Raw genomic sequence first — 17,682 nt, 5'->3', positions numbered from 1 at the left:
CCGCGACACAGAGAATCCAGCCTGCCCGGAACCCGGAGGAGAACCATGTCGTTCCGTCCCGCCGACCTCGTCGAGATGCTGCGTGCCCGTGCCGCCGCCACTCCCGAGGCCACCGCGTACATCCTGCTCGAAGAGGACGGTACGGAGCGTCGGCTCACCTACGGGGAGCTCGACACCCGGGCCCGCGCCACGGCCGCCGCCATGCAGCAGCAGGGAGCGGCCGGTGGCCGCGCCCTGCTCCTCTACCCGCCGGGCGAGGAGTACATCGTCGGCTTCTTCGGCTGCCTCTACTCGGGCACCGCCGCCGTCCCCGTCTACCCGCCGTCCGGCGCCCGCGGCCTGGACCGCCTGATGGACATCGTCATCGACGCCCAGGCCACCGTCGCCCTCACCGACGACTCCACCCTCCAGCTCGTCACCGGCATGGGCGACGCCCTCGGCGACCTCTCGAAGCTGGCCTGGACCGCCACCGACACCGTCGACCGCGCCGCCTCGCAGGCATGGGCGGAGGTCGCCCCGGGCGGTGACGCCCTCGCCTTCCTCCAGTACACCTCCGGCTCCACCGGCTCGCCCAAGGGCGTCATGCTCCGGCACGGCAACCTGATCGAGAACTCCCGCACCATCGCCAGGGCCAACGGCTCCACCACGGACAGCGTCGGCGTCAGCTGGCTGCCGCCCTACCACGACATGGGCCTCATCGGCGGCATCCTGCAGCCCCTGTACAGCGGCTTCCCCTGCGTCCTGATGGCGCCCATGACCTTCCTGCGCCGCCCGTTCCGCTGGCTCGACGCGATCAGCCGGCACGGCGGAACGATGAGCGCCGCCCCCGACTTCGCGTACGCCGAGTGCGTCCGCCGCATCACCGAGGAAGAGGTCGCCGGCCTCGACCTCAGCAGCTGGCAGCACGCCATGGTCGGCGCCGAGCCCGTCCGCCGCCAGACCCTCGACGACTTCGAGCGCGTCTTCGGCCCGGCCGGCTTCCGCCGCACCTCCTTCCACCCCTGCTACGGACTCGCCGAAGCCACCCTCTTCGTCACCGGCGGCAAGCCCGGCCCCGAGCCGCTCGCCGTCACCCTCACCGAGGACGGCCCCCGCCCCGTCGAGGAGGGCGCCGCCGGCACCACCCTCATCGGCTGCGGCGACATCCAGGGCGAGGACCGGATCAAGGTCGTCGACACCGAGACCCTGCTGCCCGCCGCCGACGGCGCCATCGGCGAGGTCTGGGTCACCGGCGAGTCCGTGGCCAAGGGCTACTGGCGCCGCCCCGAGCTGACCGAGTTCACCTTCGCCGCCGAACTCGCCGAGCCCGACGGCCGCACCTACCTGCGCACCGGCGACCTCGGCTTCCGCCACCGCGGCGAGCTGTTCATCACCGGCCGGATCAAGGACCTCATCGTCATCCGGGGACGCAACCACTACCCGCAGGACATCGAGTACACCGCCGAGCTGAGCCACGAGCTGCTCGTCCCCAACCGGGCCGCGGCCTTCGGCCTGGACGACGGCGCCGGCGAGAGCGTGGTGCTGCTGCACGAGGTCAGCCGCAAGTTCCGCGACGAGGACGCGGAGGCCGTACTGGCCGCCGTCCGCTCCGCCGTCACCCTCGAACACGGCCTGTCCCTGCGCGACATCGTCCTCGTGAAGATGGGCGCCCTGCCCCGTACCTCCAGCGGCAAGATCCGCCGCCGTGAGAGCCGCGAGCGCTACACCGCGGGCGAGTTCGTCGCCCTCGCCAACAGCTCCGGCGCCACCGTCGCCGTCGAGGACAGCGCCGCCGCGCACTTCGCCGGGGACGCCGAAGGCGCCCTCGTGCTCGACCGGGTGTCCGCCGTGCTCGGCATCTCCGCCGACCGCATCTCCGCGGCCCTTCCGCTGGTCGCCCAGGGGCTCGACTCGCTGCGCGCCGTCCAGCTCCGCGCGGTCCTGGAGACCGAGCACCGCGTGGACGTCCCGCTCACCGTGCTGCTCGACGACACCACCGTGGTCCGGCTCGCACAGCTGGTCCGCGAGGGCGCCGCCGAGGGCCGCACCGTCGCTCCGATCCCGCGCCGCGAGGCCGGTGTCATGACCTCCGCCGCGTCGTTCGGGCAGGAGCGGTTGTGGTTGCTGGATTGCCTGGGTGCGGGTTCGGCGTATCACGTTGCGGGTGGTCTGCGGGTTTCGGGTTCGCTTGATGTGGGTGTGCTGGAGGCTGCGGTGGCGGGGGTGGTGGCTCGTCATGAGGCGCTGCGTACCCGGTTCGCGTGGGTGGACGGTGCGCTGCAGCAGGTGGTGACGGAGGCGGACGATCTGCCGGTGTCCGTGCCGGTGGTGGTGGTCGAGGGTCTGCTGGAGGAGTGGTTCGAGGGTGTGGTGGAGGAGCCCTTCGACCTGGCCGCGGGTCCGCTGGTGCGTGTGGTCGTGGGCCGGCTGGGTGAGGGTGAGTGGGCGGTCGGTCTGGTCGCGCACCACACGATCGTCGACGGCTGGTCGATGGGCCTGATCCTGCGGGAACTCGGCGCCCTCTACGGTGCCTTCACTGCGGGTGCCGATCCGGAGACGGTCCTGCCCGCTCTGGATCTGCAGTACGGGGACTTCGCGGTGTGGCAGCGCGAGGAACTCTCCGGCGATGCGCTGGAGGAAAGTCTCCAGTACTGGAAGGACACGCTGGCGGGTGCTTCGGGTCTGGAGGTGCCGGCTGAGCGTCCCCGTACTGATTCGGCGTCCTCCTACCCGGCCGGACAGGTCCCGGTCGTGGTTCCGGCCGCTCTTGCGGGCCGGCTGAAGACGGTTGCGGAGACGGGCCGGGCGACGGTGTTCCAGGGTCTGCTGGCTTCGTTTGCGTCGGTGCTGGGGCGTTGGTCGGGTCAGTCGGATGTGGTGGTGGCGACGCCGGTGGCGGGTCGTTCACGGGCCGAGCTGGAGGATGTGGTCGGGTTCTTCGTGAACACGATCGCCCTGCGTCTGGACACTTCCGGCCGTGGTTCGTTCACGGACATGCTGGGCCGGGCCCGTGAGACGGTGCTGGGTGCGCTGGCGCATCAGGACGTGCCGTTCGAGAAGGTCGCGCAGGCCGCCGGGAGTGACCTGGTCCGGGTCCTGCTGGCTCTGGACAACACCCCGCGCGGCGGCTGGGAACTCCCCGGAGCGGTCGTTTCGGAGTTCCAGGCGGGTGGGGGGCGGGCCCAGTTCGAGATTGCTCTGCACCTGCGTGAGCGTGGCGACGGGTCTTTGGAGGGGCGTCTGGAATACGCGGCGGACCTTTTCGACGCGGACGGCATGGAACGCCTGGCGGGTGCCTGGCTGCGACTCCTGGAAGCAGCCGTCACCACCCCCGAAACGGTCCTGAACTCGCACCAGTTGTCGAGTCCGGCCGAGCAGGCCCTGATCGCGTCGTTCACGTCTCCGGATCCGGAGCCGGTGACGGGTCTGATGCACGAGGAGATCGCCCGGCAGGCCGCCGCGACCCCCGACGCCCTCGCCGTCACCGACGAGACCGGCGCGTCTCTCACCTACCGTGAGCTGGACGCTGCGGCGAACCGTCTCGCCAACCACCTGCAGACTGCGGGTATCGGTGTTGAGGACGTGGTGGGCGTCTGCCTGCACCGCTCCCTTGATCTCGTCGTCGCTCTGGTCGGTGTGCTGAAGGCCGGCGCCGCCTACCTCCCCCTGGATCCCGACTACCCGACCGGGCGCCTCACCGCGATGGCCACCGGCTCACGGGTCCCGCTGGTCCTCACCCACGACCTCGCCCAGGACGTTGCCTCGTCCCTCGAACTCCCGGCCGGCGCACGCCTGGTCAACCTCGACACCGACCGCACGGTTATCGACCGGGCTTCTGCCGAAGCCCCGCGGACCGGGGTGGGTCCCGACAATGCGGCCTACGTCCTCTACACGTCGGGTTCGACCGGTGCCCCCAAGGGCGCGGTCAACACGCATGCCGCGTTCGTCAACCGGATCGCCTGGACACAGAACGCCTACCAGCTCGACCACACCGACCGGGTCCTGTTCAAGACCCCCATCGGGTTCGACGTCTCAGGCTGGGAATGGACCTGGCCCCTGACCGCCGGCGCCACCATCCAGCTCGTCACCCCCGGCGGACACCGCGACCCCGCCCACCTCGCCCACCTCATCCAGAAGACCGGCACGACCGTCTGCCACTTCGTGCCCTCCATGCTCCGCTACTTCCTCGAACACCCCGACACCCCCGACGCCACCACCCTCACCGACGTCATCGTCTCCGGCGAAGAACTCACCCCCCACCTCGCCACCACCTTCCACACCACCCTCCCCCACACCCGCCTCCACAACCTCTACGGCCCCACCGAAGCCGCCATCGACGTCACCGCCCACACCGTCGACCCCCACCACACCACCACCCGCATCCCCATCGGCACCCCCATCACCGGCACCGAACTCCACGTCCTGGACACCCACCACCAGCCCGTCCCCATCGGCGTCACCGGACACCTCCACATCGGCGGCACCGCCCTCGCCCGCGGCTACCACCACCAGAGCGCACTCACCGCCGACCGCTTCACCCCCCACCCCACCCGACCCGGCCACCGCCTCTACGCCACCGGCGACCAAGCCCGCTGGACCACCCACGGCACCCTCGAATACCTCGGCCGCAACGACCACCAGATCAAAATCCGCGGCCAACGCATCGAACCCGCCGAAATCGACACCGCACTCCACACCCACCCCGACATCACCCACACCATCACCACCACCCACACCACCCCCGACGGCACCACCCACCTCGCCACCTACTACACCACCACCCCCACACCACACCCCCCACACCCCAACAACTCCGCACCCACCTCCGCACCCACCTCCCCACCGCCATGATCCCCACCTACCTCACCCACCTCACCCACCTCCCCCAACTCCCCAACGGCAAGACCAACACCAAACAACTCCCCCCGCCCAGCGAGGAGTTCGAGGGTGCAGCCGGGGAGTACGTGGAGCCGCGGAACGAGGTCGAGAAGGAGCTGGCCGCGATCTGGTCCGAGGTGCTCGGCGCCTCGAAGGCCATCGGGGTACGGGACGACTTCCACGCGCTGGGCGGCCACTCGCTGCTCGCCGTGCAGATCGCCTCGCGGGTCCGTGACACCTTCGGGGTGGAGGTCCCGCTGACCCGGATGCTCACCGGCCGGCTGACCGTCGAGGCGCTCGCCGAGACCGTCCAGGACATCCAGCTCTCCGAGGCCGACGAGGACGAGCTGCTCGCCGCCCTCGCCGCGCTCTAGATCTGTCGTCGAAGTAGCGCCGGTTGGGCCAGGCGGGACTTTGACGACAGGGCCAGGCCGGCCCGTACGCCGACGGCCCCCGCATCGTCTCCCGTCCGGCCTTCGACAGGTCGGGGGAGCACGGTGCGGGGGCCGTCCGGGTGGTGGCAGGGAGCGCGGGTCAGCCGCGTACGGTCAGGCCGACCGCCGTGACATCGGTGAGGTTCGCGCCCCACGTGCTCCAGGTCAGGTCCTGCGGCAGGGCGCCGGCCCCCTGCGGCAGGCCACGGGTGTACGCGGTGACGCGCAGTGGGACCTCACCGGCGCCCGAGACCTTCAGGGTGATGTCGAAGCCCTCGGCCGGGACCTTCCACAGGGCGAAGCCCCACTTCCACGGGCCCGCCGAGAGCGGCCGGTTGGTGCCGCCCCGCACCGTGGTGCCGGCGACCTCCGCGCCCCGCACCTCGTGCGCCGAGGTGTCGGCGAAGAGGCTGATGTAGGAGGTGTCGGCGGCGGGCTCGATGTGCAGGCGCACCGTACGGACCCCGTCCGGGCCCGCCTGCTCCGACGTCACCGAAACGCCCGGGCCGGCCGGGCCGCTCGCGGCGGCGGCCTTGGCGATGTGCGCCTCGGTGACCAGGTCGCCCGCGAGCGTCGTCGGGAAGGTGGGGAACCGGGCCCGCACGTCGGCCCGCTCGGAGCCGGCCAGGGCGCCGGTCCACCGCGGCGGCGCGTTGTCGGAGCTCAGCCAGTGGCCGGTGCCCCGGTCGGCGTCCCAGGCGTACGCGAGGCTGGTGTGCCGCGGGTGCTCCGCGTCGAAGGTGTCCACCCGCAGGCCCGTCAGGACCAGCGCGACCCCGGCGGCCAGGGCCAGCCAGCCCGCCACCGGGGCGGTGCGACGCGGCAGCAGGCCGAGCAGGGGCAGCGAGACGGTGACGAGCAGCGCCATCAGGATCAGCGGGGCGACAGCCAGGGACAGGCCGAGGGTCGGGAAGACCAGCACGATCACCGGCAGCAGCAGCGGCAGCGCGACGAGCGCGGACAGGGACACGGCGAGGGTGCGGACGTACTCCCCTTCCCCGCCGGTACGGCGGCGTGCGGCGAGGAACAGCGCCGCGCAGCCCACCAGCGGCGGCCACACGAACAGGTAGGAAGCGCCGGGTGCGAGCACGGCGGTGACCAGGCCCAGTACGGTCAGCCAGCCCCACACGCCCAGCGCGGCCTCGGCGGCCCCGGTCCGGCGCCGCGTCAGCAGGTACCAGCCGACGGCCACGGCTGCGGTCAGGGTCAGGAAGGCGGCCCGGAACCAGCCGGGCCGGTAGCTGTCGCCCATGGACAGGTCGGCGTACCCGGGGCGGACCAGGCAGAGCAGCTCCCAGCCGCCGAAGGCGACGGCGGCGGCCCCGGCCAGGGCGAGCGGGAAGGTCAGCGCGGCCCGGACCACGCCGCGGCGGGCGAGGCCGCGCCGGCCGGAGTGCACGAGGACGCCCGCATATCCGGCGGCGGCCAGCAGAGCGAGCGGCAGCACCAGCGCGTTCGGGTAGCGCACCAGCAGGCCCAGGACGGTGAAGTAGGTGCTGTCGGTGCCCTCGTGGACCTCGGTGAGGTCCTTCCCGGCGAGGGCGCGGGCGGCGGCCAGGACGTTGTCGCCCTGGTGCTGGACACTGGCGGCGGACAGGTTCTCGAGGGAGTCGCCGGGGGTGTGGTAGCGGGCCGAGCCGTCCACGAAGGCGAAGTTGAGGCCGCCGAAGCCCTTCTTCTTGAACTCGCTGAAGTCGGTGTCGTTCGGCAGGAACGTGTACACCTCGTCGGCCAGCGAGGTGGCGATCGGCCGGTCCGCGCGGCTCAGGGCCGACAGGGCGCCGCTGTTGCGGGGGCCGGACTCGAACATGATGGAGGGGCCGGAGACCCCGCGCGCCTCCAGGTTGAGTATCACCGTGTTCGCCGGGTCGAGACCGCCGTCCGCGAGGAAGGCGTGCGCGCCGAGCAGTCCGGGCTCCTCGCCGTCCGTGAACAGCACGTCGACCGTGTTGCGCGCCGCCCTGCCGTCGGCCCGCAGGGCCCGTACGACCTCCAGGACCGCCGCCACGTTGGCCGCGTTGTCGGCGGCGCCGGGACCGGCCGGGACCGAGTCGTAGTGCGCCATCAGCACCAGGTGCCCAGCGTCCGGGCCGGCCGTGCCGGGGAACGAGGCGTGAATGTTGGTGACCTCGGCGACGAGCGCGGTGCCGTCCTGTTCGTCGCGGGCCACGGGCTGCGGCCGGGCCTCGACCTGCGCGCCGAGCGCGGTCAGCCGGGACGTGAGGTGGGCGCGGGCGGCGGCCGAGGCAGGGCTGCCGACCGGGCGCGGCTGCCGGCCGATGGCCTCGGCGTCCACCAGGGCCCGGCGTGCCGAGAACTCGCGCGCCGGCGCGGAGGCGGGCTCGGGGTCCGGCGGCTGGAGCGTCCACACGGAAGCGGCCGTCAGCAGGAGGAACAGCCCGAGGAGCAGCAGCCCGGCGGGCCGCGCCGACCGGGCCGGCCGCCCTCGCGTGAGCACGCGCGCGAAGAGGCGGGAGATCGGCGGGGAAGCAGGCCGGGAGGGTGGCGAATTCGGATCGGAATCAGGCATGACGGAGCACCAGTCTTTCCGGGTCTCGGTACGTTCGGCATTTCGGGCGGGACGTTCGGAACGCGTACTTCACCGGAATTATCAAGAGCAGTTCAGTGCCCTGTCGCGGCTACCTGACACGATCTCCGGGCGAGTTGACATAGTTCCGCGGGGCCGTCGGGGGCAGCTGACAAAGTCCGCGCCGGGCGGGTGGCGCCACCTGGGCGGCTGGCTAGTTTGGCGTCCGGATCGCTTTCCCGCCGAAAGCCAAAAGCCGGAAACCGGAACTGGAGCCAGCTAATGATCAACGCATCCGTGGAGTCCTACCAGGTCGTCGTCAACGACGAGGAGCAGTATTCGGTCTGGCCCGTCGGCCAGGAAATTCCCGAGGGCTGGCAGGCGCCGGGAAAGACCGGCCCGAAGGACGAATGCCTCGCGTGGATCGACGAGAACTGGACCGACATGCGGCCGCTCAGCCTCCGCCGCGCCATGGACGGCGCCGGGACGGCCTCCCAGGGCTGACCGCGACCGCCCACTTACGCAAAGGACACAAGGAGGGGGACGAGCTGTGACGGCCCACTGGCAACAACTGCTCGATGAGATGCTCACCCCGGGTGCACCCACCCGAGGGCTCGAGCTGATGGGGGAGGCCTGGAGCGGCAAGACCCGTCGCCTGGACGAACTCACCCGCCGTGCGACCGGCACCGGATGGCAGGTGGGCCGGAGCCGGCCGGACCGGCTCCAGCACTCGGCCCCCTTCGGGCTGTTCCTGGACGCGCTGGACGACCTGGTCACCGAGGCCGGACCGAGGCTGCGGGAGCGGCTCACCGAGGACGAACAGCAGCGGCTCGCCGTGCTCTTCCCCTCCATGAGCCACCTCGCGCCCGGTGACCGGCCGGACCGTGACCTGTACCGCGAATGCCGTGCGGTGCGCAGCCTGGTGGGCCACCTGGCCGACGACTGCGGCCTGTTGATCGTCCTGGACGATCTGCACCGCGCCGACGCCGACTCGCTGGACCTGCTCGGCTATCTGCTGGAGCGTCCGCTCACGGCGCCCGTGATGATCGCGGTGGCCCACCGTCCGCGCCAGCTCGGGTACCGCACCCGTGCCGTGCTCGCCGAGGCCGCCGCCCGCGGTCTGACCCGCCGGGTCGAGCTCGGTGGCTGCGAGGACGCCGAGCTGGCCGCGCTCGTGCCGGACGGCCTCGACGACGGCGCCCGGCGCTCCCTGCTGCGGCGCAGCGGCGGAAACCCGGGGCTGCTGCTGGCCCTCGCCGAGATGGAGCCCGCGAGCCCCTCCGGCCTGCCGTCCGTGCCCGCCCAGCCGTCCGCCCGGGCCGCCGCCGCGGCCCTCGACGACTTCCAGCTGCTCGGCCCCGCGGGCCGGGCGATGGTCGGGGCGGCCGCCGTGCTCGGCGACACCTTCGGCCTGCGCATAGCCGTCGAGGTCTCCCAGCTCGACGAGGCCGAGGCCCGCACCGGCCTGGACGAGGCCCTCGCCGAGGACCTGGTCCGCCCGGTCGGCGACGGCCCCGACTTCCGCTTCCGCGACCCCGTCGTACGGGCCGTGGCGTACCACTCGGCGGGCCGCGGCTGGCGCTCCGGCGCCCACGCCCGGGCCGCCGCCGCCCTGCGCATCCACCAGGGCCCGGCCGAACTCCGTGCGCAGCAGCTGCTGCACACGGTCGAGGTCGCGGACGACGACGACGTCCAGGCACTCGTGGACGCCGCCGAGGACACCGTTTTCCACGACCCGGGCGCCGCCCTGCGCTGGGCCCGGCACGCCCTGCGGCCGGTGGTCACAGCCGACCCGCTCCTCAGGGCGCGCGCCCAGAGCGTGCAGGGCCGGGCGCTGCTGCACGAGGCCGAGTTCGAGGAGTCCGCCGCCGCCTTCCAGCGGCTGCTGGCCCCCGGGGCCGGGCTGCCCGTGGCACTGCGGGCCGAGGTGGTCTCCTCGTACGCCCAGGTGCAGCGGATGCTGGGCCGCCACGAGGCCGCCCGCGAGCTGCTGCGCGAAGAGATCGCGCGGAGCGATGCGGCCGGAGCGGATGCCGGCGCCGCGGCAGGTGCGGTTGCGGGGGCCGCGCTCTGCGGCAGTGCCTGCGCCGCCCACTGCGACCGGGCCGCCGCCGCGGATCCCGGGTCCGTCTCCCGCTGCGGCCGGCTCCGGCTGGCCATGACCGCCCTGGTCCTGGAGGCCGGCGGGCAGTGGGGCAGCGCCGACCGGGCCGCGCTCACCGTGCTGGCCGACGCGGCGGGACACCCCGCGCACCCCACGGCCCTGGTCGCGCTCGCCGCCACCGAGGCCCAGTTCGGCCGCAGTTCGGACGCGGCCGAGCACACCGTACGGGCCGCCGAACTGATCGACTCGCTCGCCGACGAGGACCTCGCGGCCCATCTGGAAGCCGTGCAGTGGCTGGTCGGGGCCGAGCTCTTCCTCGGCCGGACCCGGGAGGCCGAGGCCCACGCCGAACGGGCCACCGCCCTCGCCCGCCGCTTCGGCCAGCGCCACCTGCTGGCCGGGCTGCTCGCCGGACTCGGCCACACCCGGCTCCGCCTGGGCCTGCTGCCCGAGGCGCTGGCCTGTGCCGACGAGGCCGAGGAGGCCTCCCTGGCCAGCGGCAGCAGCCGGCCGCCGGCGCACGTCACTGTGCTGCGGGAGGAGCTGGACCTGCTGCACGGCATCGTCCGCCCGGCCACGCCCGTACCGGAGGCGCCGCAGCCGATGCTGCCCGAACTCAGCGGCCGGGAGCGGGAGATATCCGTCCTGGTCAGCCGGGGGCACACCAACCAGCGGATCGCCCACTTCCTGGAACTGAGCCCGAAGACCGTGGAGACGTACCTCGCCCGGATCTTCAAGAAGCTCGGGGTCTGCTCGCGGGCCGAGGTCGCCGCGATGGTCGGGCGCGCCGCCCCGCAGCCGCAGCCGCAGCCGCAGCCGCACCCGCAGCCGCACCCGCAGCCGCACGAGACCGTGCCGAGCGGACGGCCGGTGCGATGACCTCCGCGCCGCACGCCCCGTCCGCGTCCTCCCCGACCGCCGGGCCCTCCGGCGGGCCGGCGCCGAAACCGGCCCTCGGCCGCCCCTTCTGGCGGCTGTGGACCAGTACTTTCGCCGCCTCCTGGGGCGACGGGCTGCGGCTCGCCGCGCTGCCGTTGACCGCCGCGCTGTTCACCCGCGACCCGATGCTGCTCTCCCTGGTGACCTTCGCCGGACAGCTGCCCTGGGTGCTCGCGGGGACCTTCGCCGGAGCCTTCGTCGACCGGCACGACCAGCAGCGCGTCATGTTCTGGTCGGACGCCGTCCGGGCCGTGATCGCCTCCCTGTTCACGCTCGCCCTGTTCACCGGCCACGGAAGCATCGCCCTGCTGCTGGCCTTCGCCCTGGTCATGGGCGTGGTGGAGACGCTGCGGGACAGCGCCACCCTCGCCATCGTCCCCCGCCTGGTGCCGGCCCCCGTCCTGGACAAGGCCAACAGCCTGCTCCAGGGCGTGGCGATGCTGTGCGTGGAACTGGCCGGTCCGCCGCTCGCCGCCCTGCTGCTGACCTCGGGGATTGCCTTCCCGTACGCCATCGACGCCGTCACCTTCGTGGTCTCCGCCCTGTTCCTCGCCACCCTGGCGGGAGCCGCTCCGGCCCTGCCGCCGCGCACCGGGCAGCCGACCACCCTCCTCGCGGACGCCGCTGAAGGCATCCGCTGGCTGTGGCGGCACCGGCTGCTGCGCTCGGTGTGCGCCCTGGTCGGCGCCTTCAACTTCGGCCTCAGTGCCGTGGTCTCGGTCGGGGTGCTCTACGCCTACGAGGTACTCGGAGTCGGCAGTGTCGGCTACGGCCTGCTGATGGCCGTGATCGCCGTCGGCGGGGTGGCCGGCGTCGCGCTCTCCCCGCTGCTCACCCGCCTGCTGGGCCGCGAGCGGACCGTCCTGCTGTTCTGCGGGCTGACGCCCGTCGCCTTCGTCGTCGCGGGCTCCGTCTCCCGGCCGCTGGCGGCCGCCGCAGTGCTCAGCACCGTCGGCATGGCCCTGGCCGTGCTCACCATCACCACCACCTCCATGCGCCAGACCCTGGTCCCGGCCGGGCTGCTCGGCCGGGTCGGCAGCTCCTACCGGCTCGTCGCGGTGGGCATGTCCCCCCTCGGCGCCCTCGCCGGCGGGGCCATGGCCTCGTACGCCGGACTGCGCGCTCCCTTCTACCTGGCCGCCGGGGTGGTCGCCGCCGCCTGGGCGCTCAGTCTCCCCGTGATGCTCCGTTCCACGAAAGGAACCCCGTGACCACCTCCGAGGCCGTGGCCTCCGGCCCTGCCGTGATCGCCATGTGGAGTCCGCCGCGCTGCCGCTCGACCGCGTTCGAGCGGATGATGATCGAGCGCGGTGACCTGACCGTCCTCCACGAGCCCTTCAACATCCTTGCCAGCAAGGGGAGTTTCGAGATCGAGGGGCGCGTCCACCGGAGCGAGACGGAGCTGCTCGACGCGATCGTGGAGCTGGCCGCCACCGGTGGCCGCCCCGTCTACTTCAAGGACACCACCGACTTCCGCTACCCCGGACTGCTCGCCGACCCCCGGCTGACCACCGTCCTGCGGCACACCTTCATCATCCGCGAGCCCGCCGAGGCCATCGCCTCCCACTTCGCCCGCAACCCCGAACTGACCGCCGACGAGGTGGGCTTCGGCCACTGCGCCGAGATCTTCGACCTGGTCCGCGCGGCCACCGGCGCCGTACCGCCCGTGGTCGAGGCGGCCGACCTGGTCGCCGACCCGGCGGGCATCGCCGCCACGTACAGCTCGCTGACCGGACTGCCCGACCTGCCCGGCGCACTCAGCTGGCAGGCCGGCGAGCGCAGCGAATGGCAGGTCTTCGAGGACTGGCACCGCGACGCCGCCGCCAGCACCGGCATCCACGACCGGACCGGCGAGTACGCCGACACCGTCGGGAACAACACCCACCTGGCCGCGCTCCACCAGGCCCAGCTCCCCTTCTACGAGCACCTGCGCGCGCACCGGATCACCGCCCGGCAGCAAGGGGCGGCCGCATGACCAGCCGTTTCGAGCAGCTCGTCGTCGACTGCGCCAACCCGCGCAAGGTCGCCGAGTTCTGGTGCGCCGTCCTCGGTTACACCGTCCACGAGGACCGGGACGGGAACCTCGTGGAGATCGGCCCGGCCGAGATCGCCCCGCTGGAGGAGCTGCGACGGGCCGCCGTGCCCGCCCAGCTGGTCTTCCAGCGCGCCCACAGCACGAAGACCCGTAAGAACCGGCTCCACCTGGACATCTGCCCCATCGACTCGGACCAGGCGTCCGAGGTGGAGCGGATCGTCGCGCTGGGCGCCCGCCGCATCGACATCGGCACGCCCAAGGAATCGAGCTGGACCGTGCTCGCCGACCCGGAGGGCAACGAGTTCTGCGTGCTGCGCAGCCTCGCCCCCGGCCACTTCGAGGAGTAGCGGACCCGGATGAGCATCAGTTCCCCGCTGCTGAGCGGCCCGGCCACCGCGCCGGGCCGCCCCGCCCCCGCCCCCGCCCTCACCACCTCTGCCCCCGTCGCGGCCGCTGCCGCTGTCGCCGGCTCGCGCTGGCTGCGCATCCGGCGGTCCCCCGGCCCCGCCCGCCGCCGGCTGCTCTGCCTGCCGCCGGCCGGCGGCACCGCCCAGGCGTACGGGCACTGGGCCGAGCAGCTGCCCGACGGCACCGAGGTGGTCGCCGTCGAGCTGCCCGGCCACGGCTCCCGGATGGGCGAGCCCGCCCTGCACCGGATGGCCGATGTGATCGACGGCATCGAGACCGCCCTGGCGGCGCTCCCCGAGCTGCCGCTGGTGATCTTCGGGCACAGCATGGGAGCGGTCGTCGGCTGGGAACTGGCCCGCTCGCTGCGCCACCGGTACGGGCGGCGGGGGAACGACGGCGGCGACAGCGGCGACGGCGGCGTCGCCATCGGCGCGGGGAGCGGCGGACAGCCGGTGCGGGGCATCATCGTCGCCGCCTCGGCCCACCCCGCCGCGGACCGGCCCGACCGCTGGGCCGCCGGGGCCGACACCCCGGACGAGGAGCTGCTCGCCCTGCTCGACCACTCCCGCAGCCTGCCGCCCGCACTGCGCGAACACCCGGAGTTCCTGCGGCTGTACCTGCCGGTGCTCCGCGCCGACCTGGAGGTGCTCGCGCGCCACCGGGCCCGCCGGGAGCGCCCGATGCCCTGCGCCCTGCGCGTCTACACGGGCGGCGACGACCCCTTGGTCGGCCCGGACGAAGCCTGGCCGTGGGGGCCCGGAGAAGTCGACGGCGACCGTCTCCTGCGGGTCTTCCCCGGCGGTCACTTCTTCCTCCACGAGAACCCCGGACCCGTACTCGCCGCGCTCGCACGCGACCTCGAACTGATCACACCCGGCGCCTGAGCCCAGGAGCAGCAGATGACCACCGAAGCAGCACTCACCCATGCCCTGGCCGGGCTCACCCCCGAGCAGCGGGCCAGGCTCACGCTCGAACTGGCCCGCCGCAAGGCCCTGAAGAATCCGGCCGTCTCCCGCCGCCCGCGGACCGAGGGCGCCGAGCACACCTTCCCCTCCTCGCCGGGCCAGGAGCGGCTCTGGTACCTCCACGCCCTCGAGCCCGACTCCACCGCGTACGTCCTGCCCATCGTGCTCCGCCTGACCGGGGCCGTGGACGTACCCGCCCTCCAGGGCGCGCTCGACGCGCTCGTCGCCCGGCACGAGGTACTGCGCACCGTCTTCGGCGAAGGCGCCGACGGCACCGTCCAGCAGATCGTCCGGCCTGCCGGCCGGGTGTCGCTGCCGGTCGTCGAGCTGCCCGCCGGTACCGGCGAGGAAGGACTCTTCGGGCGGGTGCGGACCGAGGTGTCCCTGCCCTTCGACCTCGCCCGCGGACCGCTGGTGCGGGCCTCGCTGCTGCGCCGCACGGAGAACGACTGGGCGCTGGTGCTCTGCGTCCACCACATCGTGGTCGACGGCTGGTCGCTGGGCGTCCTCGTCGACGAGCTCGCCGAGATGTATGCCGCCTGCGCGCAGGCGCGTGCTCCCCGGCTCCCCGAACTGCCGGTGCAGTACGCGGACTTCGCGGTGTGGCAGCGCGAGTGGCTGTCGGGGGAGCGGCTGGAGGAGCAGCTCGCGTACTGGCGCGGGCAGCTGGCCGGCGCCGCCGTGCTCGACGTGCCCGGCGACCGGCCCCGGCCGGCCGAGCAGTCCTTCGCCGGTGATTCGGTGCCGGTGACCCTGTCCCCGGAGCTCGTCACCCGCCTCACCCGGCTGGTCGAAGGCGAGTCGGCGACCCTGTTCACGGGTCTGCTCGGGGCGTTCGCCGCCGTGCTGGGCCGCTGGGCCGGGCAGAGCGACGTGGTCGTGGGCACGGCCGTCGCGGGCCGTACGCGTACGGAACTGGAGCCGCTGGTCGGGTTCTTCGTGAACACCCTGGCCCTGCGGGTGGACACCGGTGGCGGTGCTTCCTTCCGCGAGCTGGTCCGCCGCTCCCGGCAGAGCTCCCTGGACGGCTTCGCGCACCAGGACGTGCCCTTCGAGCGGATCGTCCAGGAGCTGGGCGTCGACCGCAGCAGCGGCCGCCCGCCGGTGGTCCAGGTGATGCTCGCGCTGCGCAACGTCCCGATGCGGCCGCCGACGCTCGGCGGACTCGGCGTGGAGGTCGTCGAACTGGCCCGCGAAGTCGCCCAGCTGGACCTCAGCGTGGAGCTGGTTCCGGAGGCCGACGGCGGACTGACGGGTGCTCTGGAGTTTTCCTCGGAGTTGTACGACCGGGCGACGGCGGTGCGTCTGGTCGAGGGTGTGGTGGCGTTGCTGGAGTCGGCTGTGGTGGCTCCGGATGTGCCGGTGGAGAGTCTGGATGTGGTGGGTTCGGGTCAGCGTGAGGTGCTGGCCGGTTTCAGTGGTGTGGGTGTGGAGCCGTATGCGCCCGCGTTGCTGCATGAGTTGATCGAGGGCCGGGTGGATGTGTCGCCCGGTGAGGTTGCGGTGTCGGGTGATGGTGTCGGTGGGGCGGGTGCCTGGTCGTACACGTATGCGGAGCTGGATGAGCGGGCGAATCGTCTGGCGTGGTGGCTGCGTGGGCGTGGGGTGGGTGCCGAGTCTTTGGTGGGTGTGTGCCTGGAGCGTGGGCCGGATCTGGTGCCGGCGCTGTTGGGTGTGCTGAAGGCGGGGGCGGCGTATCTGCCGCTGGATCCGTCGTATCCGGCGGAGCGGGTGCGTTATCTGGTGGAGGACGGTCGTCCGGTCGTGGTGCTGACCTCGGCGGGTGCGGATGCCGTGCTGGCCGGGGCGGAGGATGTGGAGGTGGTGCGGGTCGAGGACCTCACCGAGGACCTCGCCGCGCTTCCCGCGACCCGTCCCGCGGTCCCCCTCCACCCGCAGAACCCCCTGTGCGCCCTGTACACCTCGGGCTCCACCGGCCGCCCCAAGGGCGCCCTGCTGCACCACCACGCCGTCACCAACCGGCTGCGCGGCATGGTCGACCAGTACGGCTTCCACCCCGGCGACCGCGTCGTGCACAAGTCGCCGCTCGGCTTCGACCCGCACCTGTGGGAGTGCTTCGTCCCGCTGCTGACCGGCGGGCGGATCGTGATGGCGGCCCCCGGCGGCCACCGCGACCCCGGCTACCTGCTCGACCTGTGCGAGCGGTCCCGGATCACCTGCTGCGACGTGGTGCCGTCCATGCTCCGCGCCCTCCTCGACCACGGCGGGCTCTCCGCCCGCGCGGCGGACCTGCGGCTGATGCTGTGCGGCGGTGAGGAGCTCTCGCCCGACCTGGCCGCCGAGTTCCTGCGCCAGCTCCCCGGCGCCCGCCTGAACAACATGTACGGGCCCACCGAGACCACCATCGACGCCACCACCCACCAGGTCACCGCCCCCGTACCGCCCGGCCGGACCTCCATCGGCCGCCCGGTCCCCGGCTCCCGCGTGTACGTCCTCGACGCCGCTCTGCGGGTCCAGCCGGTGGGTGTGCCGGGTGAGCTGTGCATCGGCGGTGTCCCGCTGGCGCGTGGTTATCACCGGCGTCCGGGGCTGACGGCCGACCGGTTCGTGCCCGACCCGTTCTCCGCGGGCGGCCGGCTCTACCGCACCGGCGACCTGGTCCGCTGGCGGGCCGACGGCACCGTCGAGTACCTCGGCCGCCTCGACCACCAGATCAAGATCCGCGGCCAGCGCATCGAGCCCGCCGAGATCGAGACCGCCCTCGTCGAACACCCGACCGTGGACCAGGCCCTGGTCACCGCCGTACCCGACGCCGACGGCACCCCCCAGCTCGTCGCCTACCTCACCGAACGCCCCGGCGCCGCACACCTGGACGCCGAGCCGCTGGCCGCCGGACCGCTGCGCGCCTTCCTCGCCGAGCGGCTGCCCGCCGCCATGGTCCCCGGCGTACTGGTCCGCCTGGAGGCCTTCCCGCTGCTCGCCAACGGGAAGGTCGACCTCAAGAGGCTGCCGTCCGCACCCGGCGAACGGCTCGTCGTGGAGCGTACGTACGAGGCGCCCGCCGATGCCCTCGAAGAGGTCCTCGCCGGGATCTGGCACGACGTCCTCAAGGTCGACCGGGTCGGCGCCCAGGACGACTTCTACGACCTCGGCGGGCACTCGCTGCTCGCCACCCAGGTGGTCTCCCGGATCAACACGATGCTGCGCGTCGAGGTCTCGCTGCGCTCCTTCGTGGGGATCTCCACCGTCCGCCAGCTCGCCGCCGTCGTCCGCGACACGGCCCGCGCGGCCGGCGGACACGACGCCGATCAGATCGCCGAGCTCGTGCTCCAGATCAGCCGGCTGCAGGCGGACGAGATCGCCGCACAGCTCCAGGCCTGACCGGCCGCACCGGAGCCCCCCAGTCCATCGCGCACGCGCGCCTATTGACCTCGTACGTGACCACGGAGGTA

10 protein-coding genes are annotated in these 17,682 nt (G+C 73.1%); 9 read left to right on the top strand and 1 reads right to left on the bottom strand.

The genetic code is table 11. The features are described 5' to 3' along the window. The first annotated feature begins 45 nt into the window (after positions 1-45). Positions 46-4,830 (top strand): amino acid adenylation domain-containing protein, encoded by a 4,785-nt coding sequence (locus OG753_RS16495; protein WP_405788949.1) that lies wholly within the window; start codon positions 46-48, stop codon positions 4,828-4,830. Then, the gene (locus OG753_RS16490; RefSeq protein WP_405788947.1) at positions 4,827-5,231 is read left to right on the top strand and encodes a phosphopantetheine-binding protein; all 405 of its coding nucleotides are present in this window, start codon (positions 4,827-4,829) and stop codon (positions 5,229-5,231) included. Before OG753_RS16495 ends, OG753_RS16490 begins: the two co-directional genes overlap by 4 nt. A 160-nt stretch (positions 5,232-5,391) precedes the next feature. Here OG753_RS16490 and OG753_RS16485 read toward each other — a convergent pair whose 3' ends face one another. Then, positions 5,392-7,749: a M20/M25/M40 family metallo-hydrolase gene (locus OG753_RS16485; RefSeq protein WP_405788945.1), complete on the bottom strand. Its 2,358-nt coding sequence runs from the start codon at positions 7,747-7,749 to the stop codon at positions 5,392-5,394. A 351-nt stretch (positions 7,750-8,100) separates the two neighbouring features. Here OG753_RS16485 and OG753_RS16480 point away from each other — a divergent pair, with 351 nt between their 5' ends. Genes OG753_RS16480 through OG753_RS16450 form a run of 7 tightly spaced genes read left to right on the top strand, consistent with a single transcriptional unit; the run spans position 8,101 to position 17,611 of the window. Continuing rightward, positions 8,101-8,322 (top strand): MbtH family NRPS accessory protein, encoded by a 222-nt coding sequence (locus tag OG753_RS16480; protein ID WP_327262533.1) that lies wholly within the window; start codon positions 8,101-8,103, stop codon positions 8,320-8,322. A 46-nt stretch (positions 8,323-8,368) separates the two neighbouring features. Further along, entirely contained in the window at positions 8,369-10,801 is a 2,433-nt protein-coding gene (locus OG753_RS16475) for an AAA family ATPase (protein WP_405788943.1), read from the top strand. Further along, positions 10,798-12,072: an MFS transporter gene (locus OG753_RS16470; protein WP_405788941.1), complete on the top strand. Its 1,275-nt coding sequence runs from the start codon at positions 10,798-10,800 to the stop codon at positions 12,070-12,072. The genes OG753_RS16475 and OG753_RS16470 overlap by 4 nt, the downstream gene beginning before the upstream one ends. Beyond that, entirely contained in the window at positions 12,069-12,836 is a 768-nt protein-coding gene (locus OG753_RS16465) for a sulfotransferase family protein (protein ID WP_405788939.1), read from the top strand. The genes OG753_RS16470 and OG753_RS16465 overlap by 4 nt, the downstream gene beginning before the upstream one ends. Beyond that, on the top strand, positions 12,833-13,243 hold the full coding sequence (locus tag OG753_RS16460; protein WP_405788937.1) for a VOC family protein: 411 nt from the start codon (positions 12,833-12,835) through the stop codon (positions 13,241-13,243). The genes OG753_RS16465 and OG753_RS16460 overlap by 4 nt, the downstream gene beginning before the upstream one ends. A 9-nt stretch (positions 13,244-13,252) precedes the next feature. Continuing rightward, a complete protein-coding gene (locus tag OG753_RS16455; protein ID WP_405788935.1) occupies positions 13,253-14,188 on the top strand; it encodes a thioesterase II family protein in 936 nt (311 codons plus the stop codon). Positions 14,189-14,203: 15 nt separating this feature from the next. Further along, positions 14,204-17,611: a non-ribosomal peptide synthetase gene (locus tag OG753_RS16450; RefSeq protein WP_405788934.1), complete on the top strand. Its 3,408-nt coding sequence runs from the start codon at positions 14,204-14,206 to the stop codon at positions 17,609-17,611. Positions 17,612-17,682 lie beyond the last annotated feature (71 nt).

The sequence above is a fragment of the Streptomyces sp. NBC_00029 genome, from assembly GCF_045160505.1.
Taxonomy (GTDB): Bacteria; Actinomycetota; Actinomycetes; order Streptomycetales; family Streptomycetaceae; genus Streptomyces.
This window is presented reverse-complemented; position numbering and strand designations above follow the sequence as displayed.

Coding starts and splice junctions, on each gene's coding strand:
- OG753_RS16495 (WP_405788949.1), top strand. CDS start 46: ATGTCGTTCCGTCCCGCCGACCTCGTCGAGATGCTGCGTGCCCGTGCC.
- OG753_RS16490 (WP_405788947.1), top strand. CDS start 4,827: ATGATCCCCACCTACCTCACCCACCTCACCCACCTCCCCCAACTCCCC.
- OG753_RS16480 (WP_327262533.1), top strand. CDS start 8,101: ATGATCAACGCATCCGTGGAGTCCTACCAGGTCGTCGTCAACGACGAG.
- OG753_RS16470 (WP_405788941.1), top strand. CDS start 10,798: ATGACCTCCGCGCCGCACGCCCCGTCCGCGTCCTCCCCGACCGCCGGG.
- OG753_RS16460 (WP_405788937.1), top strand. CDS start 12,833: ATGACCAGCCGTTTCGAGCAGCTCGTCGTCGACTGCGCCAACCCGCGC.
- OG753_RS16455 (WP_405788935.1), top strand. CDS start 13,253: ATGAGCATCAGTTCCCCGCTGCTGAGCGGCCCGGCCACCGCGCCGGGC.
- OG753_RS16450 (WP_405788934.1), top strand. CDS start 14,204: ATGACCACCGAAGCAGCACTCACCCATGCCCTGGCCGGGCTCACCCCC.